Origin of the sequence: Allobosea sp. LjRoot90 (assembly GCF_964254315.1) — a bacterium.
GTDB lineage: Bacteria > Pseudomonadota > Alphaproteobacteria > Rhizobiales > Beijerinckiaceae > Allobosea.
On sequence record NZ_CAXUTF020000002.1, the window covers coordinates 809,811 to 836,806 of the forward strand.

General features: G+C 67.2%; 24 protein-coding genes. 10 read left to right on the forward strand and 14 right to left on the reverse strand.

Annotation, left to right across the window (positions count from 1 at the left end):
• The first annotated feature begins 77 nt into the window (after positions 1-77).
• Positions 78-1,745: a 2-isopropylmalate synthase gene (gene leuA / locus ACSQ3M_RS10655; RefSeq protein ID WP_436150300.1), complete on the forward strand. Its 1,668-nt coding sequence runs from the start codon at positions 78-80 to the stop codon at positions 1,743-1,745.
• Positions 1,746-1,791: 46 nt separating this feature from the next.
• On the opposite strand, the gene ACSQ3M_RS10660 is transcribed toward leuA, so the two are convergent.
• The 5 genes from ACSQ3M_RS10660 to ACSQ3M_RS10680 are packed head-to-tail and all read right to left on the reverse strand — an operon-like array spanning position 1,792 to position 7,197.
• Entirely contained in the window at positions 1,792-3,288 is a 1,497-nt protein-coding gene (locus tag ACSQ3M_RS10660; protein ID WP_436150035.1) for a tripartite tricarboxylate transporter permease, read from the reverse strand.
• Positions 3,285-3,788 (reverse strand): tripartite tricarboxylate transporter TctB family protein, encoded by a 504-nt coding sequence (locus ACSQ3M_RS10665; RefSeq protein ID WP_436150036.1) that lies wholly within the window; start codon positions 3,786-3,788, stop codon positions 3,285-3,287. The genes ACSQ3M_RS10660 and ACSQ3M_RS10665 overlap by 4 nt, the downstream gene beginning before the upstream one ends.
• The gene (locus tag ACSQ3M_RS10670) at positions 3,779-4,741 is read right to left on the reverse strand and encodes a Bug family tripartite tricarboxylate transporter substrate binding protein (RefSeq protein ID WP_436150037.1); all 963 of its coding nucleotides are present in this window, start codon (positions 4,739-4,741) and stop codon (positions 3,779-3,781) included. The genes ACSQ3M_RS10665 and ACSQ3M_RS10670 overlap by 10 nt, the downstream gene beginning before the upstream one ends.
• Before the next feature lie 12 nt (positions 4,742-4,753).
• Positions 4,754-6,220, reverse strand: a complete 1,467-nt coding sequence (locus tag ACSQ3M_RS10675; protein WP_436150038.1) for an NAD(P)-binding domain-containing protein — start codon at positions 6,218-6,220, stop codon at positions 4,754-4,756.
• On the reverse strand, positions 6,217-7,197 hold the full coding sequence (locus ACSQ3M_RS10680; RefSeq protein WP_436150039.1) for a LysR family transcriptional regulator: 981 nt from the start codon (positions 7,195-7,197) through the stop codon (positions 6,217-6,219). Before ACSQ3M_RS10680 ends, ACSQ3M_RS10675 begins: the two co-directional genes overlap by 4 nt.
• A 116-nt stretch (positions 7,198-7,313) precedes the next feature.
• Here ACSQ3M_RS10680 and ACSQ3M_RS10685 point away from each other — a divergent pair, with 116 nt between their 5' ends.
• A complete protein-coding gene (locus ACSQ3M_RS10685; protein WP_436150040.1) occupies positions 7,314-7,808 on the forward strand; it encodes a CMD domain-containing protein in 495 nt (164 codons plus the stop codon).
• On the forward strand, positions 7,805-8,380 hold the full coding sequence (locus ACSQ3M_RS10690; RefSeq protein WP_436150041.1) for a peroxidase-related enzyme: 576 nt from the start codon (positions 7,805-7,807) through the stop codon (positions 8,378-8,380). Before ACSQ3M_RS10685 ends, ACSQ3M_RS10690 begins: the two co-directional genes overlap by 4 nt.
• Positions 8,381-8,385: 5 nt before the next feature.
• On the opposite strand, the gene ACSQ3M_RS10695 is transcribed toward ACSQ3M_RS10690, so the two are convergent.
• Positions 8,386-9,453 (reverse strand): NAD/NADP octopine/nopaline dehydrogenase family protein, encoded by a 1,068-nt coding sequence (locus ACSQ3M_RS10695; protein ID WP_436150042.1) that lies wholly within the window; start codon positions 9,451-9,453, stop codon positions 8,386-8,388.
• 284 nt (positions 9,454-9,737) lie between these two features.
• Here ACSQ3M_RS10695 and ACSQ3M_RS10700 point away from each other — a divergent pair, with 284 nt between their 5' ends.
• A complete protein-coding gene (locus ACSQ3M_RS10700) occupies positions 9,738-10,430 on the forward strand; it encodes a protein-L-isoaspartate(D-aspartate) O-methyltransferase (protein WP_436150043.1) in 693 nt (230 codons plus the stop codon).
• 93 nt (positions 10,431-10,523) lie between these two features.
• Here the strand turns inward: ACSQ3M_RS10700 and ACSQ3M_RS10705 are convergent, their stop codons facing one another.
• On the reverse strand, positions 10,524-10,667 hold the full coding sequence (locus ACSQ3M_RS10705) for a hypothetical protein (RefSeq protein WP_436150044.1): 144 nt from the start codon (positions 10,665-10,667) through the stop codon (positions 10,524-10,526).
• On the opposite strand from ACSQ3M_RS10705, the gene ACSQ3M_RS10710 reads away from it, so the two are divergent.
• From ACSQ3M_RS10710 to ACSQ3M_RS10735, 6 genes are all read left to right on the forward strand, one after another.
• On the forward strand, positions 10,666-11,541 hold the full coding sequence (locus ACSQ3M_RS10710) for a sugar phosphate isomerase/epimerase family protein (protein ID WP_436150045.1): 876 nt from the start codon (positions 10,666-10,668) through the stop codon (positions 11,539-11,541). The genes ACSQ3M_RS10705 and ACSQ3M_RS10710 overlap by 2 nt on opposite strands.
• Positions 11,538-13,052: a sugar ABC transporter ATP-binding protein gene (locus tag ACSQ3M_RS10715; RefSeq protein ID WP_436150046.1), complete on the forward strand. Its 1,515-nt coding sequence runs from the start codon at positions 11,538-11,540 to the stop codon at positions 13,050-13,052. The genes ACSQ3M_RS10710 and ACSQ3M_RS10715 overlap by 4 nt, the downstream gene beginning before the upstream one ends.
• Positions 13,049-14,029 carry an ABC transporter permease gene (locus ACSQ3M_RS10720; RefSeq protein WP_436150047.1) on the forward strand — a complete coding sequence of 327 codons (981 nt, stop codon included), beginning with the start codon at positions 13,049-13,051 and terminating at the stop codon, positions 14,027-14,029. The genes ACSQ3M_RS10715 and ACSQ3M_RS10720 overlap by 4 nt, the downstream gene beginning before the upstream one ends.
• Complete coding sequence (locus tag ACSQ3M_RS10725) at positions 14,026-15,009, forward strand: ABC transporter permease (RefSeq protein WP_436150048.1); 984 nt, start codon at positions 14,026-14,028, stop codon at positions 15,007-15,009. The genes ACSQ3M_RS10720 and ACSQ3M_RS10725 overlap by 4 nt, the downstream gene beginning before the upstream one ends.
• A gap of 83 nt (positions 15,010-15,092) precedes the next feature.
• Positions 15,093-16,217: a substrate-binding domain-containing protein gene (locus tag ACSQ3M_RS10730; RefSeq protein ID WP_436150049.1), complete on the forward strand. Its 1,125-nt coding sequence runs from the start codon at positions 15,093-15,095 to the stop codon at positions 16,215-16,217.
• Positions 16,218-16,358: 141 nt separating this feature from the next.
• Positions 16,359-17,378: a LacI family DNA-binding transcriptional regulator gene (locus tag ACSQ3M_RS10735; protein ID WP_436150050.1), complete on the forward strand. Its 1,020-nt coding sequence runs from the start codon at positions 16,359-16,361 to the stop codon at positions 17,376-17,378.
• Positions 17,379-17,381: 3 nt separating this feature from the next.
• On the opposite strand, the gene ACSQ3M_RS10740 is transcribed toward ACSQ3M_RS10735, so the two are convergent.
• The 7 genes from ACSQ3M_RS10740 to ACSQ3M_RS10770 form a co-directional block, all read right to left on the reverse strand.
• Positions 17,382-19,337 (reverse strand): PAS domain S-box protein, encoded by a 1,956-nt coding sequence (locus ACSQ3M_RS10740; RefSeq protein ID WP_436150051.1) that lies wholly within the window; start codon positions 19,335-19,337, stop codon positions 17,382-17,384.
• 67 nt (positions 19,338-19,404) lie between these two features.
• On the reverse strand, positions 19,405-20,289 hold the full coding sequence (locus ACSQ3M_RS10745; protein ID WP_436150052.1) for a DMT family transporter: 885 nt from the start codon (positions 20,287-20,289) through the stop codon (positions 19,405-19,407).
• A gap of 90 nt (positions 20,290-20,379) precedes the next feature.
• Positions 20,380-21,669, reverse strand: coding sequence for an ArgE/DapE family deacylase (locus ACSQ3M_RS10750; protein WP_436150053.1), 1,290 nt, complete (start codon positions 21,667-21,669; stop codon positions 20,380-20,382).
• Between the two features lie 134 nt (positions 21,670-21,803).
• Positions 21,804-23,411 carry an ABC transporter ATP-binding protein gene (locus tag ACSQ3M_RS10755; protein ID WP_436150054.1) on the reverse strand — a complete coding sequence of 536 codons (1,608 nt, stop codon included), beginning with the start codon at positions 23,409-23,411 and terminating at the stop codon, positions 21,804-21,806.
• Positions 23,411-24,247 (reverse strand): ABC transporter permease, encoded by an 837-nt coding sequence (locus ACSQ3M_RS10760; RefSeq protein WP_436150055.1) that lies wholly within the window; start codon positions 24,245-24,247, stop codon positions 23,411-23,413. Before ACSQ3M_RS10760 ends, ACSQ3M_RS10755 begins: the two co-directional genes overlap by 1 nt.
• Positions 24,244-25,221: an ABC transporter permease gene (locus ACSQ3M_RS10765; RefSeq protein ID WP_436150056.1), complete on the reverse strand. Its 978-nt coding sequence runs from the start codon at positions 25,219-25,221 to the stop codon at positions 24,244-24,246. Before ACSQ3M_RS10765 ends, ACSQ3M_RS10760 begins: the two co-directional genes overlap by 4 nt.
• Before the next feature lie 202 nt (positions 25,222-25,423).
• Positions 25,424-26,995, reverse strand: a complete 1,572-nt coding sequence (locus ACSQ3M_RS10770) for an ABC transporter substrate-binding protein (protein WP_436150057.1) — start codon at positions 26,993-26,995, stop codon at positions 25,424-25,426.
• Position 26,996: the final 1 nt, after the last annotated feature.

The following is a 26,996-nucleotide window of genomic DNA, read 5'->3' on the forward strand; positions in this document are numbered from 1 at the left end:
TCCATCGCATGGCGGCGCAGCCCAGCCCTGAGCAGGCCGGACGCCGCATCCTTCGCAAGGGTTTCCTTATGACCACGATGCCGATTTCCAAGTACCGCGCCTATGCGGCGGTCAACCTGCCCGATCGCCGTTGGCCGTCGCAGGTGCTGACCAAGGCGCCGATCTGGTGCTCCGTCGACCTGCGCGACGGCAACCAGGCGCTGATCGAGCCGATGGGCGTCGATCGCAAGGACCGCATGTTCAACCTCCTGGTGAAGATGGGGTTCAAGGAGATCGAGGTCGCCTTCCCCGCGGCGTCGCAGACCGATTTCGACTTCGTCCGCTCGATCATCGAGAGCGGCGCGATCCCGGGCGATGTCGCGATCCAGGTGCTGACCCAGTGCCGCTCCGAGCTGATCGAGCGCACCTTCGAAGCAGTGAAGGGGGCGAAGAACGTCATCCTGCACTTCTACAATTCGACCTCGACGCTGCAGCGCGACGTGGTCTTCCGCTCCGACCGCAAGGGCATCGTCAGGATCGCGACCGATGCGGCCGCCCAGATCAAGGCGCTCGCTGCACAAGCACCTGAGACCAACTTCACTTTCGAGTATTCGCCGGAGAGCTTCACCGGCACCGAGCTCGACTACGCCCTGGAGATCTGCGAGGCGGTCAAGGCGGTGATCAAGCCGACCCCGCAGAACAAGCTGATCCTGAACCTGCCGGCGACCGTCGAAATGGCGACGCCCAATGTCTACGCCGACCAGTTCGAATGGTTCGGCCGCAACATCTCCGACCGCGACAGCGTGCTGCTCTCGATCCATCCGCACAATGACCGCGGCACGGCGGTGGCGGCGGCCGAGCTCGCGCTGATGGCCGGTGCCGACCGTGTCGAGGGCACGCTGTTCGGCAATGGCGAGCGTACCGGCAATGTCGACATCGTCACCATGGCGCTGAACCTGTTCACGCAAGGGATCGATCCTGCGCTCGACCTGCGCGATGTCAACGAGATCCGCAGCATCGCCGAATACTGCACGCAGCTGCCGGTCCACGAGCGCCACCCTTATGTCGGCGAGCTCGTCTACACCGCCTTCTCCGGCTCGCATCAGGACGCGATCAAGAAGGGCTTCGACGCGCAGGAGAAGCGCAACGATCCGATCTTCCAGGTGCCCTATTTGCCGATCGACCCCAAGGATGTCGGCCGCGACTACGAGGCGGTGATCCGGATCAACTCGCAATCCGGCAAGGGTGGCATCGCGTATATCCTGCAGGCCGATCACGGCCTCGACCTGCCGCGCCCGCTGCAGATCGAGTTCTCGAAGATCGCGCAGGAGCAGATGGACGAAGAGGGCAAGGAGCTCACCAGCGCGGTGCTCTGGGCCCTGTTCAGCAAGACCTACCTCCTCGCCGACGCGCCGCTTGAGCTGATCACGCACAAGACCTTCCCGGACGCGCAGGGTTCGCGGACGCTGACGGCAGAGCTGAAGCAGGACGGCGCGATCCGGACGATCGAGGGCGTCGGCAATGGGCCAATCGACGCCTTCGTCGACGCGCTGAAGACGACCTTTGGCGTCGAGTTCTCCTTCCTCGACTATCACGAGCATGCGGTCGGGCGCGGCGCCAATGCGACCGCCGCCTGCTATGTCCAGCTCCAGGACGAGAAGGGCCGGGTCGTGCACGGCGTCGGCATCGACCCGAACATCGTCATGGCCTCGCTCAAGGCCGTGCTGAGCGGCATGCAGCGGGTAATGGCTGGCCAGAAGGGCTGAACAGCGTCATTTGCGAATAGCGAGCGCGGCGATTCCGCCGCGCCGCTCAGGCTGCGACGGTGCGGCGCTGGCGGAAGCGACGCCAGGCCGGCGTCAGCAGGATCGCGGCGCTGAGCAAAGCCAGGATGATCGCGATCGGCGTCGAGACCAGCGCCGAAGCGTTGCCGCCCGAGATGGTCAGGGCCAGTCTCAGCTGGCTTTCCACCATCGGGCCGAGCAGCAGGCCGAGTACGATCGGCGCGCTCGGGTAATCCAGGCGCTCCAGCACGTAGCCGATCAGGCCGACGCCGAGCAGGACCCAGAGGTCGAACAGCGAGTTGTTGACCGAATAGACGCCAACAGTGACGAAGAGCAGGATCACCGGGGCGAGCACAATGCGCGGCAGGCGCAACACCTGGCCGAAGATGCGCGTCGCCGCCAGGCCGCCGACGATGGCGAGCATGAAGGACGTCACCAGGAACTGCAGCATGAAGCCGTAGACAATGTCCGGATGCTCGCGGAAGAGCTGCGGGCCAGGCCTGAGGCCATGCACGAGCAGGCCGCCGAGGATGACGGCGGCGACGCCGGAGCCTGGAATGCCGAGCGCCAGCGCCGGGATCAGCGACGCCGCATTGTCGGCGCCGTTGCCGCATTCGGAGGCCGCGACGCCTTCCGGATTGCCGTGGCCGAAGGTCTCGGGGTTGCGGGCGACGCGCTTGGCCTCGTTATAGGCGAGGAAGGACGACATGCTGCCGCCGGCGCCCGGCAGGATGCCGATGATGATGCCGATGATCGAGCTGCGGATCCAAACCGGGGTGAAGAAGCGCCATTGGCTGAGTGCCGAGCCCTGGCGGTGCAGCTTGAGCTTGTCGCCGCTCATGCCGGTCTTCACGGCTTCCTCGACGATCTGCAGCACCGGCGGAACGGCGAAGAGCCCGGTCAGCAGCACGATCGCACTGAAGCCGTCGAGCAAATCGAGCTGGCCGAAGGTGAAGCGTTCGGTGCCGTTCGAGATGTCCTGACCGACCGCGCCGATCAGGAGGCCGATGCCGCAGGCGATCAGACCTTTCGGCAGGTCGTCGCCGAGCAGGGAGGAGACGGTGGCGAGGCCGAGGATGCCGAGCCAGAAATATTCGATCGGCCCAAAGAGCAGGCTGAACGAGACCAGCGGCGGCGAGAGCAGGATCAGCGAGATCGAGGAGAGTACGCTGCCAATCACGCCCGAGAGCAGCGCGACCTGCAGCGCATAGGCCGCCTGCCCCTTCTGGGTCATCTTGTAGCCGTCGAGCACGGTCGCGACCGAAGCCGGCGTGCCCGGCACGCGCATCAGGATCGCCGGGATCGCGCCGCCATAGGAACCGCCATTGTACATGCCGGCCATCATGCCGAGCGCAAAGAGCGGATCGAGCCCGAAGGTCAGCGGGATCAGCACGGCAAGGCCGGTGACGACGGTGAGCCCCGGCAGGCAACCGACGACGAGACCAGCGATCAAGCCGATGAACATGGCGAGGATGTTCATCGGGGCGAAGACGAGCGGCAGCGCGTGCAGCAGGGCGTCGATCATCGCAGCTTCGCCAGCAGGGGTGAAAGAAGGTCTTCGGGGATCGGCCGACCGAGCGCGTAGACGAAGATCAGCAGGATCGAAACGACGCAGACGAGCCCAACCACGGCCGCAAGCCGCCAGCGCCGGAAGCCCACCGCCGCGGGCAGCAGCACGCAGAGCGCCAGGCTTGGCAGAATGAAGCCGACCACGCTGACCGCAGCGAAATAGGCGACGAGCGCCGCAACCCCGATGGCGAGGCGCGGGCCGTGCTGCGCGAAGGCGCCTGCCGTCGGGTTGCCGCGCCGACGGCGCAGGAGCTCGCGCATCGCGATCCAGCCTCCAAGCACCGCCATGCCGGCGGCGATCGTGACCGGATAGGCAGCGCTCTCGACCGGGTACTGGGACGCGGTCGCGATGGCCGCGACGGAGACCGCAACGAGGACGAGCGCGAAGACGATCTCGACCGGGCTGCGCGAGCGGCCCTCGGCGACGGCCGGCGGCGCCTCCTCCGTCACTTCCACGGCGTCGCCTTCCAGGTCGCCTCGAGATCGGTGGTGGCACGATCGAGGAAGGCCTTGAAGTCGTTCGAGGCGAGATATTGCAGCGGGATCTCGGCCTTCTTGGCAGCGTCGAGATATTCGGGATCCTTGAGCGCCTGGTCGATCGCCTTCTCCAGCTTGGCGACGACATCGGCCGGCACGCCCTTGGGTGCCGCGATGCCGCGCGAGGCGCCGACGACGACGTCGTAGCCGGCTTCGCGGAAGGTCGGCGCGTCCGGGAGGTAAGCGGAGCGCTCGGCGCTCATCACGCCGATCACCTTGATGTTGCCCTCGCGGGCGATCTGGAGCGCCTCGCTCAGGTTCATCGTCGCGGCCGGAACATGGCCGCCGAGCACGGCCTGGCGGACCGGGGCCGTGCCGCCGAAGAAGGCCGGGGTGAACTTGGTGCCGGCGAGGCGCTGGAAGTTCAGCAGCGCAATATGCTCGGAGGAGCCGCTGGCGCCGGAGGTGCCGATCACGATCGGGGTCGAGGCCTTCTTCGCGGCGTCGATCAGGTCCTTCAGCGAGGCGTAGGCGCTGGTCTTCGGCACGACGAGGACGCCGGGGTCATAGACCAGATTGGCGATCGGCTGCAGGTCGCCCATCTTGAACTTGGTCTTGCCCTCGACGACCAGCGCATTGATCGCCGGAGCGTTGATGAAGCCGATCGTGTAGCCGTCGGGCTTGCCCTGGGCGACCGCGGTCCAGCCGATCTCCCCGCCGGCACCGGGCTTGTTGATCACCCCGATGCGGGCATTGCCGCCGAGATATTTCTCCATGTAGCGGGCGATCGAGCGGGCGGCGACGTCGGTGCCGCCGCCGGGCGCGAAGGCGACGATCATCTCGATCGGCTTCTCCGGGTAGTCGGCGCGGGCGGCGCCGGTCATGAGGAGCGTGGCTCCGAGGGCGGCGGCGATCGACAGGCGCTTGATCATCGAGGCACTCCTTCAGGAGGTGGAAACGGAGAGGTCGGCAGGCATAGCGTCGGCATCGGTCCACTCGTCGCCGAGCAGTTCGGGCGTGTCATAGGCGACGAGCGAGCGGTAATGCGCCTCGCGGTCGGCGACGAAGAGGGCGCGGGCGATGCCGCGGCCGAGCCGGTCGGCGCCGGCGCTGACGGCGGGAATGTCGCCGGAGAGTTTTCCGTGGCTCAGCATCGCCGGGTAGTTGAAACAGTGGATGCGCGACAGCGCCGGGCATTCGCCCGCCCGCTTCTCCTGGAACTCGAAGGATGGGCCGAGATCGGGCGAATGCGCCAGCTCGGGATTATCGATCCCTTCGGGGACGTAGCGGTCCTTCCAGAAGCGGATGAACGGCGCGATCGCAGCGAGTTCCGGACGCTCGCCGGGATCGACCGAGAAGCCGGTGGCGAAGATCAGGAAGTCGAGGGTGTAGTTGCTCTTCGGCGTCGTCAGCGCCAGCGCGTCGTTACGCTCCTCCAGCGCGAGGATCGGGCTGCCGAGATGGAAGCGGGCATTGGCATGACGCGAGACGCGCAGGGTCGAGTCGCGCGGCGGCGGCGTCTGCGCCTTCAGCGCATAGTCGAAGAAGCGCCATTTCCATTCGTCCGGCAGGCCCGCGACGCCATGGACGACGCCCTGGCTGCCGATGCCGGTGAATTTGTTGATGCGCGGCAACTCCTTGCGGCGCACGAACAGATCGAGGCTGGCGATATCGTGCTCCAGCGCGGTCGCGGCATTGTCCATGGCCGAGGCACCGGCGCCGACGACGCCGACGCGCTTGCCCGCCAGCACCGTAAAATCGATGTCGTCGGCGCTGTGTGCCCAGAAGCGGCGATCGATCGCCTCAGCGATCGGCGGCACCCACGGGGCGCCCAGCCCGTCGCGGCCGGTGGCAAGGACGAGATGGCGGGCGAAAATCGTGCGCGAGCCGCTCGCGCCCGAGACCGTCAGCGCCAAGAGATCTCCTCGCGGCACGACCGCATCGACACAGGCGCCGTTCTCGACCGGCAGGTCCAGCACCTTTCGATACCAGATGAGATAATCCATCCACATGGGCCGCGGGATCCTGCCGAGGGCGTCCCAGGCGGCGCGGCCATATTGCGCCTCGTACCAGGCCCGGAAAGTCAGCGCCGGCAAGCCCAGCGCCGGGCCGGTGAGCTGCTTCGGCGAGCGCAGCGTCTCCATCCGAGCATAGGTCACCCAGGGCCCCTCCCGGCCGGCGGGAGCGCGGTCGAGCAAGACGATGTTCGAGAGACCGAGCCCCTTCAGTGCGCCGGCGGCGGCGAGGCCGCACATGCCGGCGCCGACGATCACCACGTCACGGACGCGCTGCCCCTCATGCTCGCGCGGCGGCACCCAGTCCTTGGCCGGCCATTCCAGCCATTCGAGATCCTGGCGCAGGCGCTGCTCCAGCGCAGGAAGGCCAACCGGAACGGGAGACACCGCGTTCATGCCGCGCCCCGGGCAGGCCTGGCAGGCGCGGGGCCGAACAGCTCGACCATCAGTCGCTCGCGCGCCGTCGGCGGATGCTTGACGAAGCCGGGCAACGTCTCGCGCGAGATCGCCTCCAGCGCCGCGATCAGCCCGTCGACCAGCGGCGTCGCCGGGCGGCCATAGGGCGTTACCACGCCCCAGAGGAAGGAGATGGGAACGTCGAGCTTGCGGATCGCGACGCCTTCAAGCGGCATGCCATAGGCGATGACCGGTTCGAGGATGGCGATGCCGAGCCCGGCGCGCGCCGCCATCAGCGCGGTGTTCGAGGTATTGGCGTCGAGCATTCCCGCGGGCTTGACCCCGGCGCGTTCGAGCGCGGCATCGACACGCCGGCGCCAGCGGAATGGATTGGCCATGGCGATCAGCCGGCGGCCCGCGACCGCGGCAAGCGGGATCGTCTCGGCCTGCGCCAACGGATCGTCGGCGCGCACCGCCACGACGCAGGGCGCCTCGCCGATCCAATGGATTTCAAGCGCGGGGTGATCGACCGGCAGGCTGGTGATGCCGATCTCGGCGACATGGGTCGCGACCGATTGCACGACCTGCTCGGCCAGCGCCGCGCGGATGTGGACCTGCTCGGGCAGCGCGTCTTCGCCGAGCCGCGCCAGGGCGGCCGGCAGCATGCCGGCAGCGAAGGAGGCGATCGAGGCGACTTCGAGGGAGCGCGGCTTGTCGGCGGCGATCGCGTCAGCGCGCTCCCGCAATTGCCGGAGCCAGGCGATCACCGGCTCGACCTCCTGATGGAAGCGCAAGCCCTGCTCGGTCGGCGTCACCCGCGGGCCGGCGCGGTGCAGCACGCTGAAGCCGAGCGTTTCCTCCAGTTCCTGGATCTGCCGGGTCAGCGCCGGCTGCGAGCGGCCGAGCAGCTTCGCGCCGCCGGTGATGCTGCCGGCGGAGAAGACTGCGGCGAAGGCCTCGAGCTGGCGCAGGTCCATGCGTTCACTGGCTGGATCATTATTCCTAAATCGGATGATAGATCGTAGTTGATGCAGGTCAAGCATGAAGCGTAGGCTGTGCTTGATCGCTTCGAAGGCAGCCCAGGAGGATGCGGATGAGCAGCCCCCATCTCATCGAAACCCTGTCGGGTGCGGGCTCCGGCCTCGCCGGGACGCTGGCCGAGCGGTCTGAAATTCTCGGCCTCAGCCAGGCCGCGCATGACGCGGTGCTGCTGCCGCGCGAGCCCGGCGGTATCGGCCATGGCGAGCGCGCCGCATTTGCCGCCCGTATGGCGCGCGCCAATGCCGACGATGCGCTCGCCGAGCACTATCGCACGCTGCTACGCCGGGCCAGCGAGAGCCCTGCCCTGCTCGCTATCGCGGACGGCATTGATCCCACCGCAGACGCCGACGTGCGGCTGCGCGCGATCATCCGCCATGTCGACCTGGTGACGCTCTCGCCTAAGGACGCGACCAAGGCCGACATCGCCACGCTGGTCGCAGCGGGCTTGTCCGAGCCCGATATCGTCAGGCTCGCCGAGCTGATCGCCTTCGTGAACTACCAGGCCCGCGTCATCGCCGGGCTGCGGCTGCTGGGGACCATCGCATGAGCGCCGTCGTCCACGAGTTCACTGCCGAGATCCCACGCTGGTCACCCTATGTGACGCCGGTCGACCTCGCGCAGGCGACGCCGGAGCAGCTCGATGCGATGCAGGTTACGCCGTCGAACAAGAAGATTTCCGACTACGTCCTGACGCTGGCGCATGATCCGGAATCGCTGAAGGTGCGCTCGCCGCTGTTCAACGCGATCATGTACGGCAAGGGCGGTTTGTCCTCGGCCGAGCGCGAGCTCGGCGCCGTCGCGGCCTCGATCGTCAACGCTTGCGTCTATTGCGCAGCGGTGCACGCCTCGCGCTTCAACAGCCTGACCAAGCGCCCCGATGTGATCGAAGAAATATTCGACAAAGGGCTGGACGCCGAACTGGAGGAGCACCAGCAGGCGATCTTCGATTTCGCTGCGAAGCTGTCGAAGACCCCGTCCGAGGCCACGGCCGACGACATCGCCAGACTTGCCGAGCTCGGCCTCTCCAAGGTCGAGCTTCTCGACCTCGTTCTGTCGGCCGCGATCTTCGGCTGGGCCAACCGGCTGATGCATACGCTCGGCGAGCCGGTCAGGGACTGAGCCGCTCAGCCCTCGCGCAGTTGGCGATGCAATTCGGCTGCGCTCAACCCGCTGAGCCCGAGCGCCGGGAGCAGGTCGTTCTCGGCTCGGAAATCCCGTGCGCAGATCGCGTCGAACAGCGCGATTCCGGCCTTGTGCAGCGGCAGCTCCATGCCGGCCACCGCGCCGAGAAGCTCCAGCGGCACGAGGCCGAAGGGCACGTCCTCGGTGATGAAGCGGGTGTCGAGCGACTTTGGCCCGAGCAGCTCCGGCCGCTTGCGGTAGATTTCCGCCGCCATCTTGCCGACCGGGGCCGGCTCGACGCCAAAGGAGAGCCGGTAATGGTCCTGGACGCTGCGGACCTCGAGCCCGAAGGCACGCGCCAGCCCTAGGCGCTCGACGTCCATGGCGTCGATGATGCGGCCGACGCCCTGCGTGATCGAGCCGTAATTCGGCCAGTCCTCGCCTTTCTCGGCCCGCGTCAGGTTGCCGAGCATGGTCGCCATATGGGCCGGCGGATTGAGATTGCTCAGCATGATCGCGAGCAGGTCCGGACGCGGCTCGAAGCGGTCGCCGAACAGGGTGCGGCAGAGCACCAGCCCGGCCTCGGCATGGCGCAGCGGCAGGGTCGCGACGTCGAGCCGCGCGCGGATGCCGGAGATATGGACACTGCGCGGCCCGCTCTTGCGCGCGGTCAGGGCTGTCGTTGCCCAGGCGGCGATCGGCAGATCGAGCCCGCGCACCGCCAGCAGGCGGTGCAGATAGAGCGCGGCGAAGGAGCAATGGGCGCTGACGATCACCGCTTGACCTGCACGCAGTTGCGGAGCCAGCGCCTCGAACACCGCGCGAAAGCCATTGGCCTGCACGGCGACGATGACAGCCTGCGCCCCCTCGACAGCTTCGGCGCAATCGCGTGCGGGTACGAAAGGAAAGACCCCTTCGAGCTTGCCGGTCACCGAAAGCTCGGCGCGATCCGCGAAATCGGCGAGCGCCGCGCCGCTCGGTGACCAGAGCACCGGCTGATGGCCAGTCGAAGCCAGATAGGCCGCGTAGCCGCGCCCGATTCCACCCGAGCCGATGATCGCGACGCGCATGAATCCCTCGAACAGTTGAGACAATGCCGGTTGGGCCGGCGACGGCCGACCACGTCCCCATCCGAATCCGGGGACCGGCGTCCGGCAGCTTCGACCGGATGCCTTCTGCCCCGCAACCCCCCGGCCCGACAACCCGCCTATAGCCCAGCTCTCTGGCTCTCCGCTGGAATGAGGCGGCAATTGCGCCGGAGAACCCGTGCACCATCACGGCGTTGTCTCTTCGGTGGCGCCTTCGCAGGTGGTAACTTTGCCGCGCGGCGCTTCGCCATCCGCGGAGGCGGCCCATGCCGACGACCATCGATTTCGCCTGCGCCCGCAAACGGATGGTCGAGCAGCAACTTGCCGGCCGCGGCATTCGCAATCAGCGGATACTGGATGCGATGCGTTGGGTTCCACGCGAAGCGTTTGTGGCAATGAAGCTCGCGGACTTCGCCTATCGCGACGGCCCGATCCCGATCGGGGACGGGCAGACGATCTCGCAACCCTATGTCGTCGCCCTGATGCTGGAGGCGGCGGAAATGGATGCGCAGAACACCGTGCTCGAGGTCGGCGCCGGCTCGGGCTATGCCGCTGCGGTGATGAGCCGGTTGGCACGCAAGGTCTTCGCGGTCGAGCGACATGCCACACTGGTGGCGCAAGCTGCGAAACGAATGCAGCAGCTCGGCTGCGACAATGTCGAAATCCTGTGTGCCGACGGGACGCAGGGCTGGCCCGCAGGGGCGCCGTTCGATGCGATCATCGTCTCAGCCGGCAGCCCTGACATCCCCGAGCCCTTGAAACGACAGCTCGTCATTGGCGGGCGGCTCGTGATCCCGGTCGGGCACAGCGGGCACGACCAGGTTTTGACCAAGCTGACGCGGCAGGCTGATGACGCCTTCACCAGCGAACGCCTCGCTGCCGTCAGCTTCGTGCCTCTGATCGGCCAGGATGGCTGGCCGGCGCCGGAAGGCGACCAATCGCGCCGATGCGGAGACTAGCCCTGTCCGTCATGACGATGCCGCCCTCCAGAGCCAAGCGGCGCGGGCGGACGAACGGCGTGGAAACTCGCCAGTTGACAGTTTTGCAATCGATTACATAATCCATTCCAAGGCGGCTTCGAAGAATGAGCCGTATTTGGGAGGAGTGCCGATCATGCGTATCAGCATCGTCGATTCGTCGGCTTTTTCCGGCAACATGACCGCGCCACGGCTGCACTGAGCGGCGCCGCGAACCATGGTCCAGATCGGCTTCAACCTGCTGACGGTCGGCGGCTTCATCGACGAAGCGCATCTGCCCCTGTGCGAGCGCATCCGGCAGATCGGCTATGAAGGGGTCGAGATCCCCGTCTTCGAGGGCGATGTCGGCCATTATGAGAAGCTCGGCCGCCGGCTCGACGCGATCGGCCTCGCGCGCACCATCGTCACCATCGTCGCCGAGGACAGCAACCCGCTCTCGCCCGACCCGGCCATCCGCCAGCGGGCGCGTGAGCGCCATCGCTGGGCGGTCGACTGCGCCGCGGCGCTCGGCGCCACCGTCATCGCCGGTCCCTATCACTCGCCGGTCGGCGTCTTCACCGGCGAAGGCCCGCGCGAGGACGAGCTCGCTTATCTCGCCGAGGCGCTGCATGCCATGGCGGACTATGCCGGCAAGGCCGGGATCGCGCTCTCGCTGGAGGCGATCAACCGCTTCGAATGCTACGCGCTGAACACGATGGAAGCCGCGAGCGCGCTGCATGCGCGGGTCGGGCATCCGAACTTCGGCTACATGTACGACACCTTCCACGCCAATATCGAAGAGCGCGACCCGATCGGCGCCTACAGCCGCTACGCTCCCGAGATCAATCACATCCATCTCTCCGAGAACGATCGCGGCATCGTCGGGCGCGGCCATGTGCCATGGGCCTCGACCTTCCGCGCCATTCGCGCCACCGGCTATGATGGCTGGCTGACGGTCGAGGCCTTCGGCCGGGCGCTGCCCTCGCTGGCGGCGGCAACACGGGTCTGGCGCGATCTCTTCCCCGATCTCGACACGCTGCTCGTCGAGAGCCACGGCTTCATCCGGCAAGGCTGGGCGAAAGCGGGCGAGCCTGCCAAGGCAGGTGCCGCATGAGCATGGGCGCGCCGGTCCTTTCGATGCGCGGCATCGGCAAGAGCTTCACCGGCGTGCGGGCGCTCGACGATGTCAGCCTCGATTGCCATGCCGGCGAGGTCCACGCGATCTGCGGCGAGAACGGTGCCGGCAAGTCGACGCTGATGAAGGTGCTGGGCGGCGTCTATCGTCCCGATGAGGGCGAGATCCTTCTGGCGGGGGAGCCGATCGCGTTCAGGCATCCGGTCGAGGCGCGCCGGGCCGGGATCAGCATCATCCACCAGGAGCTCAGCCTGCTGCCCGAGCGCAGCGTCGCCGACAATATCTTCCTCGGCCTGGAGCCGACCCGCGGCGGCCTGCTCGACCGCGATGCTATGCAAAATGGTGCCCGCAGGCTGCTCGAACGCGTCGGCGCCAGGGTCCATCCCGACGCGCTGGTGAAATCGCTCTCGATCGCCGAGCAGCAGCTGGTCGAGATCGCCAAGGCGCTGGCACTCGATGCGCAGATCATCGTGATGGATGAGCCGACCGCGGCGCTCGACGACCGCGATGCCGGCCGGCTGCTCGAACTGGTCGGCACGCTCAGGCGCGAGGGCGCGGCGATCCTCTACATCTCGCACCGCATGGCCGAGCTGAAGGCGATCGCCGATCGCATCACCGTGCTGAAGGACGGCAAGCTCGTCGCGACGCGCCCGGCTGCGGCACTGACGCCGGCGATGATCGTCAGGCTGATGGTCGGGCGCGACCTCGCCGACTTCTTCCCAGCACCGGGCGATCCGGCACGGCTCGGACCAGTCGTTTTGTCTGTGAAGGATGCCGGCAACGCCATCCTCTCCGACATCGCTCTCGATCTGCGGACCGGCGAGATCGTCGGCGTCGCCGGGCTCGAAGGCTCCGGCAAGGGCGCGCTCGGGCGGGCTTTGTTCGGCGACGAGCCCTTCACCCGCGGCCGCATGATGATCGACGGGAATGACGGGCTGATCGGCTCGCCCCGCGCCGCCATCGCCACCGGAATCGGCTTCCTCTCCGATGATCGGAAGAAGGAGGGCATCGCCCCGCAGCAATCGCTGCGCGACAATGTCCTGATGACCCTGCGTGCTTTTGCGCGGCGTCTGCTGCCGCCCGGCTCCGGCGGGATGGCGCGTGCCGCCGCCGACCGGCAATTGACGGCGGTCGATGTCCGTGCGGCCGGGTTCGCGCAGGAGATCCGCGAACTTTCCGGCGGCAACCAGCAGAAGGTCGTGATCGGCCGCTGGCTGGCGCGCGATCCCAAGGTGCTGATCTTCCTCGAGCCGACCCGCGGCATCGACGTCGCCGCCAAGGCGGCAATCTACCAACTGATGCGCGGTCTCGCCGACCGCGGCCGCGCCATCCTGATGATCTCCTCCGACCTGCCGGAGATCATCGGCGTCAGCGACCGCATCTTCGTCATGCATGAGGGCCGCCTAGCCGGGGAGCTCGCGCGCGGCGCGAGCGAAGAAGATGTGATGCACCTCGCGCTGGGCACCGGGACGACGGAGGCCGCGGCATGAGCGCCAGCGCCGACATCGCGGCCCCCCGCCCGACGCGCGAGCTACCGGTGGCGCCGCTGCTCTTTGCCGGCTCGCTCGCGCTCTATGTCGTGACCGCGCTCGCGACCGGGCAGCACGCCTATCTCACCGGCGAGGGCTTCGTCGGCCTGACGCAGCGGATGGTCGGCCTCGGCATCGTCGCGCTCGGGCAGACGCTGACCATCCTGGTCGGCTCGATCGACCTGTCCGTCGCCAACCTGATCAGCGTCGCAGCCGTGCTCGCCTCCTTCATCATGAAGGGCGAGCCGGCGATGATCGCCCCGGCCGTGCTGGCGGTGCTGGCTCTGTCGGCGGCGGTCGGACTCGTCAACGGCCTCATCATCGCACGGCTCGACGTCAATCCGTTGATCGCGACGCTCGGCGTCGGGCTGATCCTGCAAGGCCTGCTCTCCGCGAGCTTCAGCAATTTCGCCGGCTCGGTTCCATCAGCCTTCCAGGTCTTCGCCTATGGCCGGATCGGCCTCCTGCCCTGGTCGGTGCTGCTGCTGTTCGTGCTGGCATTCGCGATCTGGCTGATGCTGACCCGCACGCGCTTCGGCGCGCATCTCTACGCCACCGGCGGCAATCGCGACGGCGCCCGCCTCGCCGGCATCCGCACCGAGCGCGTCATCATCGGTGCGCATATGCTGTGCTCGCTGATGGCCGGGCTGACCGGGCTCTATCTCGCCAGCCGCCTGCGCGCCGGTGCGCCCTGGGTCGGCCGCGACGGCGTCTACGACCTTGAATCGATCGCGGTCGTGGTGATCGGCGGTACCTTGCTCGCCGGCGGTCGCGGCGGGGTCTGGGGCACGATGGCCGGCGTCTTCCTGTTCGCCACGCTCGACGCCGTCTTCAACATGACCGGCATCGACGCCTTCCCAAAACAGGTGCTGCGCGGCGCCATCGTCATCCTCGCCGTCGCCGTCTATGCGGTACGCAGCAGGGGGCATGTCGCATGAGCGCCGCGGCCGCCCAAAATACCCCTTCGATCGCGCTGCGCTTCGCGCGTGGCGTCAATGTCGGCGTCGCTGTCTTCCTCGTGCTCTACGGCACGATCGCCGTGCTGCAGCCGAGCTATTTCGAGGTCGAGGGCTTCCTCAACTTCCTGCGCCGGGCTGCACCGCTGATCATCCTCGCCTGCGGCCAGCTCTTCGTCATCGCCGGCGGCGGCTTCGATTTGTCGATGGGCTCGCTGGTGACGCTGACCGTGCTCGGCGGCTCGATGCTGGCCGGCGGCAATCCCGACAACACCTGGTGGACGATCGGCGTGCTCTATCTGATCGGGCTCGGCGTCGGGCTGGTGAACGGGCTGGTCGTGACCCTGCTGAAGGTGCCCTCGATCATCGCGACGCTCGGCATGCTGCTCTCGCTCAACGGCGCGGCGCTGATGTGGTCGGGCGGAGCGCCACGCGGCTATCTGCCGGAGAACTTCAGGGTGCTCGGCCGCCTCGTCTACCGCGACGTTCCGGTCACCGGGATCATGCCGCTCTCGGTGATCGTCCTCACAGTCTTCGTCGCGCTCGCCGCCTGGCTGCTGCACGCGACCGTCTTCGGTCGGCAGGTGCTGGCGGTCGGCGACAATCCGCGCGCGGCGGAGCTTTCCGGCGTGCCGGTCGGTGCGACGCGGGTGCTCGTCTTCATCATCTCGGCGTTGTCGGCGGTTACCGCGGGCATCCTGCTCGGTGGCTTCGCCGGGGTCTCGACCGCGGTCGGCCAGGGGCTGGAACTTCAGGCGATCGCAGCCTGCGTGATCGGCGGGGCGCAACTGCTCGGCGGACGCGCCAGCGTGACCGGCGCGGTCGCCGGCGCGCTCAGCCTGTTTGCGCTGTTCACCCTGCTCAACCTGATGGGATTGCCGCAGCCGCTGCGCGAGACGGTGCAGGGCCTGATCCTGATCGCCGCGGTGGCGTCGAGCGCCTGGCGCAGCAAGCGGTCGTGAAGACTGGATTTTCGGAAGCGCGTGACCCCACGCGCTCCGCCAAAGGCCGCCGGCAAGGCGGCACGACAGAGAGGGAGGTGACGATGAAGACGCAAATCGCTTTGGCCGCACTGCTGGCAGGCCTGTCGAGCGCCGCGCTGGCGCAGAACTTCAACGATCCGGCCGAGTTCGAGCGGCAGAAAGCCTTGCTCACGGTCGCCCCGCAGGGACCGGACAGCAAGCCCTGGGAGCAGAATCTCGGTGGCGAGAAGGTCGACACCGCCAAATACAAGAAGCCGGGCCCCTACAAGCTCTGCTTCTCCAATGCCGGCGTGAACAATCCTTGGCGCGTCGTCGGCTTCACCAACATGCAGGCCGAGGTCGACGCCAACAAGGCCGACATCGCCTCGTTCACCCATGCCGACGCCGAGGGCAAGGACGACAAGCAAATCTCGGACATCAACGCCTTCGTCAACAGCGGCCAGTGCGATGCGCTGATCGTCTCGCCGAACACCACGGCGGCGCTGACGCCGGCGGTCGAGGCTGCCGCGAAGAAACTGCCCGTCGTCGTCTTCGACCGCGGCGTCGACAGCAAGGCGCCGGTCACCTTCATCAACCCGATCGGCGGCTACGGCTTCGGCATCCAGGGCGCGAGCTTCATCGCCGAGAAGATCCCGGCCGGCGGCTCGGTGCTGGCGCTGCGCATCCTGCCGGGAGTCGACGTGCTGGAGAATCGCTGGGCCGCGGCCGAGCGCATCTTCAAGGAGAAGGGCATCAAGGTCGTCGGCGCCGAGTTCACCAATGGCGACAACGCCAAGACCAAGGCGATCGTCGAGGACTACATCAACCGCTTCGGCAAGATCGACGGCGTCTGGATGGACGCAGGCGCGACCGCGGTTGCGGCGCTCGAAGCCTTCGAGGATGCCGGCAAGCCCTTTCCGGTGATCAATGGCGAGGACCAGCAGGACTTCCTGCAGAAGTGGAAGAAGAACAAGCTCACCGCGATCGCGCCGACCTATCCGACCTATCAGTGGCGCACCCCGGTGATCGCGGCGATCCGCATCCTCAAGGGCGAGCCGGTCGTTGGCCCGACCTGGAAACTGCCGCAGCCGGCGATCACGACAGAGACGCTCGACAAGTTCGTCAACGACAAGATGCCACCGCTGCACTACGCGCTCTGCGGCTGCGAGCAGATGACGAACTATCCGGCCCGCTGGGGCGGCAAGTAACGACAACGATGGGGCGCCCGCGCGACGCGGGCGCCCTGCCCTTTGCCCATTCGGCAGCGATTGCGGCATGATGGACCTCCTGCCGCGCTCCCACCGATTCGCCGCCGCTTTTCCAGATCATTGGCCTTGCAAGACATATCCTTGACCGCTCCTACCATTGCTGAAGTCGCGCGCCTCGCCGGCGTCTCGACGGCGACGGTATCGCGCGCCCTGGCGCAGCCGGAGAAGGTCAAGGCGCGCACCCGCGAGCGCGTGCTCGAAGCGGTCAAGGCGACAGGCTTCATCCCGAACGCCCAGGCCCGCAATCTCAGGCTCCAGGCGACGCGCACCGTGATCCTGCTGGTGCGCGATATCAGCAATCCGTTCTATCTTGAGATCTACAAGGGCGTCGAAGAGGCAGCGATCGATGCCGGCTACAAGGTGCTGATGGGCGATGCCCGCGACGATGACGAGCGCATCCTGCGCTATGTCGACATGGTGCGCGAGCGCCATGCCGACGGGCTGATCCTAATGGTCGGGCGCTTCCCCGAGGTGCTTGCGGCGCGCGGCCGGCTGCCGCCGATCGTGGTCGCGCTGGAGATGCTGCCCGGGCTGAACCTGCCGACGGTCAAGGTCGACAATCACGCTGCGGCGCGTGCCGCGGTCGCCCATCTCGCCAAGCTTGGCCATCGCCGCATCGCCCATATCGCCGGGCCGATGCCAGATCCGATGAGCCTCGACCGCCGCGACGGCTATCTCGCCGGCCTCGCCGATGCCGGCATCGCGGCTGACCCCCGCCTCGTCGTCGAGGGTGATTTCGGCCTCGCCGCCGGACGCGCCGCGATCCGCACGCTCGACGCCAGCGGCGTCGACTACACCGCTGTCTTCGCAGCGAGCGACCAGATGGCGGTCGGCGCGATGGGCGAGCTTCGCGCCCGTGGTCGCAACGTTCCGGACGACGTCTCCGTCGTCGGCTTCGACGATATCGTGCTGGCAGAGGCGGTCGAGCCGCAGCTCACCACCGTGCATCAGCCGCGCCGCGAGATCGGGCAGGCGGCGATGGCGCTGCTGATCGCGCAATTGTCGGGACAGGGCGACCGATCCGACCTCGTGCTGCCCACACGGCTCATCGAACGCGCCTCGGCGGCGCCACCGCCCAACAAAGACGGAAAGCCGGGATAAGCCTCAGGCCGCCATCGCCCCAGCGACCGCCTTTTCCAGATCCGCCTGCCAGAACGGCTTGCTCAGGCGCAGCACGCCGGCTCCGGCGCCCGCAGGCAGGTCGGCATAGCCGGTTGCGAGGATGACCGGCAGGGCCGGCCAGCGTTCGCCGACCACTGCGATCAGTTGCGCGCCGGTCATCTGCGGCATGGCGTGATCTGTGATCAGCAGGTCGATCTCGTTGTTCTCCAGCACGGCAAGCGCTTCCCGGGCTGAACAGGCCTCGATGACCTTGTGACCGAGGTCCTCCAGCAACGCGGTGGTGTTCATCAGCACGAGTGCATCGTCATCGACCGCGAGCACGGTAAGCGGGCGGGCCGCCGCAGCTTCGACTTTGTCTCCCACGGGCAGTCGGACAGGCTCGGCCGCAATCGCTGCCGCGGTAGCCGCCGACAGCCAGATCTCCACGGTCGTGCCCTGTCCTGGGCGGCTGTCGAGCAACAGCCGGCCGCCGAGTTGCTCAGCCATGCCGTGCACCATCGAGAGGCCCAGCCCCGTGCCCTTGCCCACCCCTTTCGTGGTGAAGAAGGGCTCGGTCGCCTGGGCGAGCGTTTTCGCATCCATGCCAATGCCGCTGTCGGCCACCGAAAGGCGGACATAATCCCCCGCCGGCAAGCCGGTGCGGTGCCCACCGCCGACGCGCTCGTTACTGGTGCCGATAAGCAGCACGCCACCTTCCGGCATGGCATCACGAGCGTTGACGGCGAGATTGAGCAAGGCGGTCTCGAGCTGGTTCGGATCGGCTGTGGCCATCGCAAGATCGGCGGGAAAATCAGTCTCGATCCGGATCAGCGGCCCCAGCGAGCGCTGCAGCAGATCGCCCATCCCGGCGACGAGCACGTCGACTGCCACAGGCTGGAGCTCGAGCTCCTGCTTGCGGGCGAAGGAGAGCATGCGCTGCGTCAAGGAGATTCCCCGGCTCGCCCCCTTGATCGCATTGTCGATCAGGCCGAGCTGGCGCTCGTCGCTGATCTGACGGCGGACCAATTCGAGGCTGCCCATGACGGCGGTGAGCAGATTGTTGAAGTCGTGCGCAACGCCTCCAGTGAGCTGGCCGAGCGCCTCTATCTTCTGCGACTGGAACAGCGACTCGCGCGCCGTGTCGAGCTCGGCCTCGACCTTGCGGCGGTCGGTCAGATCGCGGGTGATCTTGGCGAAGCCGATGATCTCGCCGGCGTCGTCGCGGATCGGATCCATCACGACATGCGCCCAGAACGCCTCGCCGTTCTTGCGCAGGCGCCAGCCCTCCTTCTCGAAGCTGCCGTTGTCGATGGCCGTCTGCAAGGCACGCTCGGGCTCGCCGCTGGCCCGGTCCTCCGGGCGATAGAACTGCGAGAAATGCTTGCCGACGATCTCGTCGGGGCAATAGCCCTTGATCCGCTGCGCCCCGGCATTCCAGTTCGTGACCAGGCCGTCGCGATCGATCATGTAGATCGCGTAGTCGGTGACGCCCTGGACCAGCAGGCGGAAACGCTCCTCGCTGCGCCGCAGTGCCTGTTCGGCTTCGCGCCGCTCGGTCAGGTCGCGCGTGACCTTGGCGTAGCCGAGCACACGGCCGGTTCCCGGGTTGAGAATCGGATCGATGACGACATGGGCCCAGAAGCGGGCGCCATCCTTGCGGACTCGCCAGCCTTCCTTCTCAAAGCGGCCCTCTTCGGCGGCCTGGCGCAACGCGCGCGCCGGCAGTCCGGCAGCCCGGTCCTCCTCGGTGTAGAACCGCGAGAAGGACTGGCCGATGATCTCGTGATCCTCATAGCCCTTGAAGCGCCGGGCACCCGGGTTCCAGCTGATCACCGTTCCCTGCGGATCGAGCATGTAGATCGCGTAGTCCGTGACGGACTCCACCAGCAGCCGGTAGCGCTCGGCGGTCACCGGACCTTCCGCAATCTGCAGCACGTTTGGAACCTTGGCATGTGACATGTCGAACGCGCTGAACGCGGCGCCATGTAAAAGGTTCCCGTTGGAACAAAGAAAAATTGACGCAAGGTCAGCGCGCCGGCTTGGGCGAGATCAGGATCGCGCCCGAGGCCGCGACGACGAGAACCAATCCAAGCCAGTCGCTTGTCGCCGGGCGCTCGCCGAGCAAGAGGACAGACCCCAATGCCCCGACCGCCGGGACCATCAGCGTGCCGAGGCTGGCGATGCCGGCCGGAAGCCGGGCGATCACGGTGAACCAGAGGAAATAGGCGAGCGCCTGCGCGCCGAGGATATGGAAGGCGAGCGCCGCCGCGACGGGCGGCGACAGGGCCTTCGGAATGGGCACGCCTTCGAAGATCAGCATGCCGATGCCGGCGGCCGCGCCACCGATCAGCAATTGCCAGGCGGCAATCGCCAGCGTCGGTGCCGCGACCGGCCAGCGCTTGGTGACGATGGTGCCGAGCGCCCAGCTGATGCTGGCGAGCAGGGCAAGGCCGAGCCCCGGCGAGAACTGGCCCGCCCGGATCAGCGGCAGGCCGAGGCAGAGCAGTCCGGCGATACCGAGCCCCAGGCCGATCAGCCTCGGGCGGTCGAAACGCTCGCCGAGCGCCGGCCAGGCCATGAGCGTCGCCCAGACCGGCATGGTGAAGGTGAGGATCGCGGCACGCGAGGTCGGCGCCATCAATTGCGCGAAGGCGAGCAGGATGTTGAAGGCGGCGATAGAGAGGATGCCGGCGACGACCAGCCTCGGCCAATGCGCTGTCGGCACCTTGAGACTGACGCCTCGCGCCAGCGCGACCGCAACCAGCGCGAGGCCGGCGAAGGTCATGCCGCCGGCCCGCAAGGTCCAGGGCGCGATCTCGGTCAGCGAGATTCGGACCGCCGGCCAGTTGAAGCCCCAGAGCAGTCCGAGCAGCGGGACGAGCAGGAGCGAGCGAGCGGGAGCGGACAGCATGAGGCGACTCTGCGGGAGGATACGCTGGCGACGTCATGCCATTTCGATGGAAGCTGGATGCACGACAGGCGTGCATCCAGCCTGCCGTCTTCAGCCGGCGACCGGCTCGACGCCACACCACTCGGCGACGAAGAGCGCCATGGTGCCGGTGATCCGCTTCAGCGAGGCCAGGCTGACGCGCTCGTCGAAGGCGTGGATGTTCTGCGAGATCGGCCCGTAGCAGAGCGCCGGCACCTTGTCGTAGAGCGCGTAGACGCGGGTATCGAGATAGCCCGGGGTCATGAAGCTCTTCAGCGGCTTGCCGGTCGAGCCCTGATGGGCGCGGCCGAGCACGGCCTCCGCCTCGCTGCCGGGCTCGAGCACATAGCCCTCCGACCAGAAGCCGTTGAAGACAACCTTGGGCGGGTTGTTCGAGAGGAAGCTGTCGGCGCGTGCGAAGGCGAGCACCTTCGCCTCGATGCGCTTGGCGAGTTCGTCGGCGGACATGCCGGGATAGAGCCCGATGCGGCAGTCGACCTTGCACCAGCACGGCACCGAGGAGGCCCAGTCGCCGCCCTCGATCTTGCCGATGTTGAGGTTGATCGGATGGGCGACATCCTCGAAATGCGGCCGGCCGATCTTCTCGCGATTCAGTTCCTCCTCGAGCTCGCGCAGCGCGCTGACGACGCGATAGGCCGCATCGATGGCGTTGGCGCCGACGCCCATCTCGCGGACATGCACCGGCTCGCCGCGGACCTCGAACTGGAACCAGAGCACGCCGGTGTTGGCACGCACCAGCATCTCCTCCTCCGGCTCGGGGATCAGCACGGCATCGGCGTGATAGCCGCGAAGATGCGTCATCAGCGCGCCGTTGCCGGTCGATTCCTCCTCGACCACCGACTGGACGTAGACGGTTGCCGCCGGCTGCAGGCCGATGCGCCGGAGCGCGTCGAGGCAGTAGAGGTTGGCGGCGCCACCCGCCTTCATGTCGGCGCCGCCGCGGCCATAGAGCCAGTCGCCGTCGATGGCGGGGTCGAAGGGCGGGTGCGTCCAGAGTTCGGCCGGGCCGGTCGGCACCACGTCGACATGCGCCTGCAGGATCAGCGAGCGCCCTTTCTCCTCGCGCGGGTGGTGGATGCCGACAACGATCGGCGCCTCGGAATGCGTATCCGAGAACGGCGCGCCACCGGGATGGTTGGCGATCGCCTCACGATCCATGGCGAAGCGGTCCATGGTGAAGCCGCGTGCTTTGAGAGCACGGAAGACGAAATCCTGGACGGTGTGCTCATCGCCGCGCGTCGAAGGGAAGCGGATCATCTCCTGGGTGAAGGCGACCTGCTCGGCAAAGCCCGCCTCGACGGAGGCGAGAATACGGTCGCGCAAGGCGGGGTCGAGCGGCATGGCTGGGGTCTCCGGCAGATCGTAGGGCTATGCCGTCATGCTCGCCCTTGGGGCGAGCATCCACGTCTTGAACACCGCATTTAACGGATGAAGACGTGGGTGGTCGGGACAAGCCCGACCATGACGAGGTGTGGTCACCGCCCGAACCAGTGCCCGCCGGGCACGGCGGCGAGCAGCTGGCGGGTGTAGGCGTGCTGGGGGGCAGCAAAGAGCGCTGCGGTCGGGCCGGTCTCGACGATCCTGCCGCGCTGCATCACCGCGATCTTGTCACAGATCTGCGCGGCGACGCGCAGGTCGTGGGTGACGAACAGAATGGCGAGGCCGAGCCGCTGCTGGATATCCTTGATCAGCGTCAGGATCTGCGCCTGCACGGAGACGTCGAGCGCCGAGACCGCCTCGTCGGCGACGAGCACGTCGGGCTCGAGCGCGAGTGCCCGCGCGATGCCGATGCGTTGGCGCTGACCGCCGGAGAATTCGTGCGGATAGCGGTCGATCGCATTGGCGGAAAGTCCGACCAGTTCGAGCAGCTCCTTCGCCCGCGCCAGTGCGTCCTTGCGCGAGACGCCATGCGCGACCGGCCCGTCCGAGATGATCCGGCCGACGGTCTGGCGCGGGTTGAGCGAGGCGAACGGGTCCTGGAAGACCATCTGGATGCGCTTGCGATGCGGGCGCAGCGCCGCAACGCTGAGATCGGTGATGGCAAGATCGCCGAGCATGATGCGGCCTGTATCCGGCTCGATCAGGCGCAGGCAGCAGCGCCCGACCGTCGACTTGCCCGAGCCGGATTCGCCGACGAGCCCGAGCGTTTCGCCCCTCGCCAGTGTGAAGCTGACATCGTCGGCGGCCCTGACCTCGCGGCCGGGCCGGAAGAAGGCGCGCTTGCGGTAGATCTTGCCGAGGTTCTCGACAGTGAGGACCGGCTTGCTCTCCGGCAGCGCCGGCCGCTCCGGCGGCGTCAGCGACGGCACGGCGGCGAGCAGCTTCTGGGTATAGGGGTGGCGGGGCGAACCCAGTACCTGATCGACCGTGCCCTCCTCGACCAGGACGCCCTTCTCCAGCACGGCGATGCGGTCGGCGATCTCGGCGACGACGCCCATGTCGTGGGTGATGAACAGCACGGCTGTGCCGTGCTTATGGCGGAGATTGTCGAGCAGCTTGAGGATCTGCGCCTGCGTGGTCACGTCGAGCGCGGTGGTCGGCTCGTCGGCGATCAGGAGCTTGGGTTCGAGCGCCAGCGCCATCGCGATCATCACGCGCTGGCGCTGGCCGCCGGAAAGCTCGTGCGGATAGGCGCGCGCCAATCGCTCGGGCTCGGGCAGGCCGACCTCGGTCAGCAAGGCGATAGTGCGGGCATAGCGCTCGGCCTTGCTGAGCAGGCGATGCGCCTCGAAGGTCTCGACGATCTGATCGGCGACGCGCATGACCGGGTTGAGCGAGGTCATCGGCTCCTGGAAGATCATGCCGACCTCGCGGCCGCGCACGTCCTGCATGGCGTCTTCGGAGAGAGCGAGCAGGTCGCGGCCGGCGAGCTTGATCGCGCCCGCGACCGGCTTCACTGCCCTGGGCAGAAGCCCCATCACCGCATGGGCAATCATCGACTTGCCGGAGCCGGATTCACCGACGACGCAGAGCGTCTCGCCGGGCGCGATGCTGAGCGTCACATCCTCGACCGCAAAGGCGCGGTCGGCCAGCGACGGCAGCGCGAGCTTCAGGCCTTCGATCGCAAGAACGGGAGCGGCCATCATTCCCTCTCCCGGGCAAGGCGCGGGTTCAGCGCGTCGTTCAGCCCCTCGCCTGCGAGATTGAGCGCCAGCACGGTCAGGAAGATCGCGACACCGGGGAAGAAACTGATCCACCAGGCGTCGAGCAGGCGCGTGCGGCCGGCGCCGACCATGTAGCCCCAGCTCATCAGATTGGGGTCGCCGAGGCCGAGGAAGGAGAGCGAGGATTCGAGCAGGATCGCCGAGCCGATCATCAATGAGCCCATGACGATGATCGGCGCGATCGTGTTGGGCAGGACCTGGCTCCAGATGATGCGCGCGGTCGGCTGGCCGATGGTGATCGCGGCCTGGACGTATTCGCGCGTTTTCAGCGACAGCACCTCGCCGCGCACCAGCCGCGCCACGGGCGGCCAACTGACCACGCCGATGGCGAGCACGATCGAGCCGAGTTTGGGCTGCAGGATCGCGACCAGCACGATGGCGAGCGCAAACGACGGAATGGTCTGGAAGAACTCAGTGAAGCGCATCAGCGCATCGTCGACGAGCCCGCCGGCATAGCCGGCGACAGCGCCCAGCGGCACGCCGATCAGCAACGCGACCAGCGTCGAGACGAGGCCGATCGTCAGCGAGACGCGGGCGCCATGCGCCAGGCCAGACGCGAGGTCGCGGCCGAGTGTGTCGGTGCCGAGCGGGAAACGCTCCATCACGAAGGGCGCGAGGAAGGGCCGCGCCACCGTCCGCCAGGGCGATTGCGGATAAAGCGTGGGCGCGATGATGGCGAAGAGCACCACCACGATCAGAATGGCGAGGCCGATCAGGGCGCCGCGATTGCGGGCGAAGCGCTTGAGGAAGTTCATGACACCGCCTCGATGCGCGGATCGGCCAGCCGGTAGACAAGATCGGTCAGGATGTTGAAGCCGACGACCATGGCCGAGGAGATGAAGAAGACGCCGAGCAGCACCGAATAATCACGCTGCACCAAGGCATCGAACATCAGGCGGCCAATGCCGGGCCAAGCGAAGACGGTCTCGGTCAGCACGGCTCCGCCGACAAGCTGGCCGGCTTGGAGCCCCGCCAGCGTCACCACCGGCAGGATGGCGTTGCGCGCGACATGCCGGCGCGAGATCACGCCGGGGCTGAGGCCTTTGGCACGGGCAGTCTTGACGAAATCAGCGCCGGCGACCTCGAGCATCGAGGCCCGCATCATCCTTGCGTAAAGCGCGGTGAAGAACAGGCCGAGCGTCATGGCCGGCAGGATGAGATGGCTGCCGAGGTCGAGCACCCGGGCAAATCCGGTATAGTTCGCGCCGATGGTCTCGTAGCCGACATTGGGCACGAGGCCGAGCTTCAGCGAGAAGACGATCTGGCTCATCAGCGCGACCCAGAACAGCGGCGTCGCATAGAAGACCAGTGCCAGCGTGGTGATGACGCTGTCCTGCCAGCGGCCGGCGCGGCGGGCGGCGAGCGCCCCCATCAGGACTCCCAGGCCGAGCGAGACGACGAAAGCTGCACCGGTGAGCAGCAGCGTCGCCGGCAGGCGATCGAGGATCAGGCTCAGCACCGGCTGCTGCTGGCGATAGCTGAAGCCGAGATCGAAGGTGAGATAGCCCTTGAGATAGACCCAGAGCTGAGTGAGCAGCGGCTGGTCGAGGCCGAAGCGCTCGCGCAGCTGGATCAGCAGCTGCTCATCAGCAGCGCCGGCCTCACCGGCCAGCACCTGCGCCGGGTCGCCCGGCGCGGCCCGGATCAGGAAGAAGTTCAGCACCGCGATGGCGAAGAGGACGACGATCCCCTTCGCGAGGCGGCCGGCGAGGAATTGCGCGAGGTTCATTCAGGTTACCCGGCTGGGCGCGCACCCTTCTCCCCCTGCGGGAGAAGGTGGCAGCGCGCAGCGCTGACGGATGAGGGGTCTCGCGACGATTGCCGCGCCGGCGGATGGCATGCGCAAAATCCGGATAGGGCAGCGCGACCCCTCATCCGGCGCTGCGCGCCACCTTCTCCCGCAAGGGGAGAAGGGAAGGCGAGCGATCACGTCACTCCTTCCAGGCATCCCGGAAGCCGTCGTCGACGCCGATGCCGGTGGTGACGAGGTTCTTGACGTTGCAGCGATAGATCGTCGGGAAGTCCATCTCGAGCAGCCAGAGCACCGGCAACTCATCGGCGAGGAGCTTCTGCACCTTGGTGTAGAGGTCCTGGCGCTCCTTGTCGGTCGGCGCGATGGCTGCCTCGGCGAAGAGCTTGTCGACCTCGGGATTGGAATAGCCGCCGACATTGGCGAAGGGATTGCCCTTGGCGATGTTGCTCGTGATGTAACTGCGCGCCACGCCCATGGCGGGATCGCCGAGCTGGTAGAGGAAATTGAAGTTGAGATCGAAGTCCCAGTTGCTGGCCTTCTGCGTCCAGCCGGGCACGTCGGTGTTCTCGATCTGCACCTTGACGCCGACATCCTCGAGGTTCTGCTTGATCGCCTCGGTCCAGCGCGTCCAGGTCTCGCCATAGGGCAGGTTCAGCAGCCTGATCGCCTCGCCCTTGTAGCCGGAGGCCTTGATCAGCTCTTTCGCCTTCTTGGGGTCGAAGGCGTAGAGCGGCACGTCGGACGAATAGAACTTGGTCTTCGACGAGATCGGCCCGGTCGGCAGCTTGCCGAGCCCGCCCCAGACCACCTCGCGGCCGAACTCGCGGTCGATCGCGTACATCAGACCCTGGCGGAACTGCTTGTTGCCCAAAATGCCGTTGCGCACGTTCGGCGTCAGCCAGGCATGCGGAGCGAACATCTCCCAGCCCTTGGTGGTCATGCAGGTGTTGGGCAGCTTGGAGAGGCGCGCCACGTCGTAGACATCGACCGAGCCGCCGGTCAGCACATCGACCTTGCCGGTCTCGTAGGCGACGGCGCGCGCCGCCGCATCAGGGATGATCTGCCAGTAGATCTCGTCGAGGTTCGGCTTGCCCTTCAGCCAGTAGTTCTCGTTCTTGACGAGGTGGATGTAGGAGCCCTTCTTCCATTCCTTCAGCTTGAACGGGCCGGTGCCGATCGGCGTGTTGTTGGCCGGGTTGGCGCGATAATCGGTGCCGTCATAGATATGCTTCGGGATCATCGGCGCGGAAGCGACCTCCTGCGTCATGATCATCGGGCCGAAGGGCTGCTTCAGCGTGATCTTCACGGTGAGGTCGTCGACCTTCTCGATCTTCTCGACCTGGGCATTGACGATCGGGCGCCAGCGCGGATGCACCTCGCGCAGGAACTTGTCGAGGGTGAAGACGACGTCATCGGCCGTGAACGGCTTGCCGTCATGCCAGGTCACGCCCTCCTGCAGCTTGAAGGTGTAGACCTTGGAGTCGGGCGAGATCTCCCAGCTCTTGGCCAGCGAGGGCTGCGGGTTGAGCTTCTCGTCATAGCGCAGCAGGGATTCGTAGATGTTGCCGGCGACCATGTTGGTCGGGCCGTTCTGGTTGAGCCCCTGCATCAGCATCGGCGGCTCGGGTTGCACGACGACGTGAACCGTGCCGCCCTTCTTGGGTGTCTGGGCTTGCGCTGTCGGGTTCTGGGCCACTCCGAGCGCCAGGACGGAGGCGGCAAGCGCCAGGCCAAATCTCAATCCGGTCATC

Bases quoted from the DNA above. Each gene is read 5' to 3' on its own strand.
- leuA (WP_436150300.1), top strand. From the start codon at position 78: ATGCCGATTTCCAAGTACCGCGCCTATGCGGCGGTCAACCTGCCCGAT.
- ACSQ3M_RS10660 (WP_436150035.1), bottom strand. From the start codon at position 3,288: ATGATCGACGCCCTGCTGCACGCGCTGCCGCTCGTCTTCGCCCCGATG.
- ACSQ3M_RS10670 (WP_436150037.1), bottom strand. From the start codon at position 4,741: ATGATCAAGCGCCTGTCGATCGCCGCCGCCCTCGGAGCCACGCTCCTC.
- ACSQ3M_RS10675 (WP_436150038.1), bottom strand. From the start codon at position 6,220: ATGAACGCGGTGTCTCCCGTTCCGGTTGGCCTTCCTGCGCTGGAGCAG.
- ACSQ3M_RS10680 (WP_436150039.1), bottom strand. From the start codon at position 7,197: ATGGACCTGCGCCAGCTCGAGGCCTTCGCCGCAGTCTTCTCCGCCGGC.
- ACSQ3M_RS10685 (WP_436150040.1), top strand. From the start codon at position 7,314: ATGAGCAGCCCCCATCTCATCGAAACCCTGTCGGGTGCGGGCTCCGGC.
- ACSQ3M_RS10690 (WP_436150041.1), top strand. From the start codon at position 7,805: ATGAGCGCCGTCGTCCACGAGTTCACTGCCGAGATCCCACGCTGGTCA.
- ACSQ3M_RS10695 (WP_436150042.1), bottom strand. From the start codon at position 9,453: ATGCGCGTCGCGATCATCGGCTCGGGTGGAATCGGGCGCGGCTACGCG.
- ACSQ3M_RS10700 (WP_436150043.1), top strand. From the start codon at position 9,738: ATGCCGACGACCATCGATTTCGCCTGCGCCCGCAAACGGATGGTCGAG.
- ACSQ3M_RS10710 (WP_436150045.1), top strand. From the start codon at position 10,666: ATGGTCCAGATCGGCTTCAACCTGCTGACGGTCGGCGGCTTCATCGAC.
- ACSQ3M_RS10705 (WP_436150044.1), bottom strand. From the start codon at position 10,667: ATGGTTCGCGGCGCCGCTCAGTGCAGCCGTGGCGCGGTCATGTTGCCG.
- ACSQ3M_RS10715 (WP_436150046.1), top strand. From the start codon at position 11,538: ATGAGCATGGGCGCGCCGGTCCTTTCGATGCGCGGCATCGGCAAGAGC.
- ACSQ3M_RS10720 (WP_436150047.1), top strand. From the start codon at position 13,049: ATGAGCGCCAGCGCCGACATCGCGGCCCCCCGCCCGACGCGCGAGCTA.
- ACSQ3M_RS10725 (WP_436150048.1), top strand. From the start codon at position 14,026: ATGAGCGCCGCGGCCGCCCAAAATACCCCTTCGATCGCGCTGCGCTTC.
- ACSQ3M_RS10730 (WP_436150049.1), top strand. From the start codon at position 15,093: ATGAAGACGCAAATCGCTTTGGCCGCACTGCTGGCAGGCCTGTCGAGC.
- ACSQ3M_RS10740 (WP_436150051.1), bottom strand. From the start codon at position 19,337: ATGTCACATGCCAAGGTTCCAAACGTGCTGCAGATTGCGGAAGGTCCG.
- ACSQ3M_RS10745 (WP_436150052.1), bottom strand. From the start codon at position 20,289: ATGCTGTCCGCTCCCGCTCGCTCGCTCCTGCTCGTCCCGCTGCTCGGA.
- ACSQ3M_RS10750 (WP_436150053.1), bottom strand. From the start codon at position 21,669: ATGCCGCTCGACCCCGCCTTGCGCGACCGTATTCTCGCCTCCGTCGAG.
- ACSQ3M_RS10755 (WP_436150054.1), bottom strand. From the start codon at position 23,411: ATGGCCGCTCCCGTTCTTGCGATCGAAGGCCTGAAGCTCGCGCTGCCG.
- ACSQ3M_RS10760 (WP_436150055.1), bottom strand. From the start codon at position 24,247: ATGAACTTCCTCAAGCGCTTCGCCCGCAATCGCGGCGCCCTGATCGGC.
- ACSQ3M_RS10765 (WP_436150056.1), bottom strand. From the start codon at position 25,221: ATGAACCTCGCGCAATTCCTCGCCGGCCGCCTCGCGAAGGGGATCGTC.
- ACSQ3M_RS10770 (WP_436150057.1), bottom strand. From the start codon at position 26,995: ATGACCGGATTGAGATTTGGCCTGGCGCTTGCCGCCTCCGTCCTGGCG.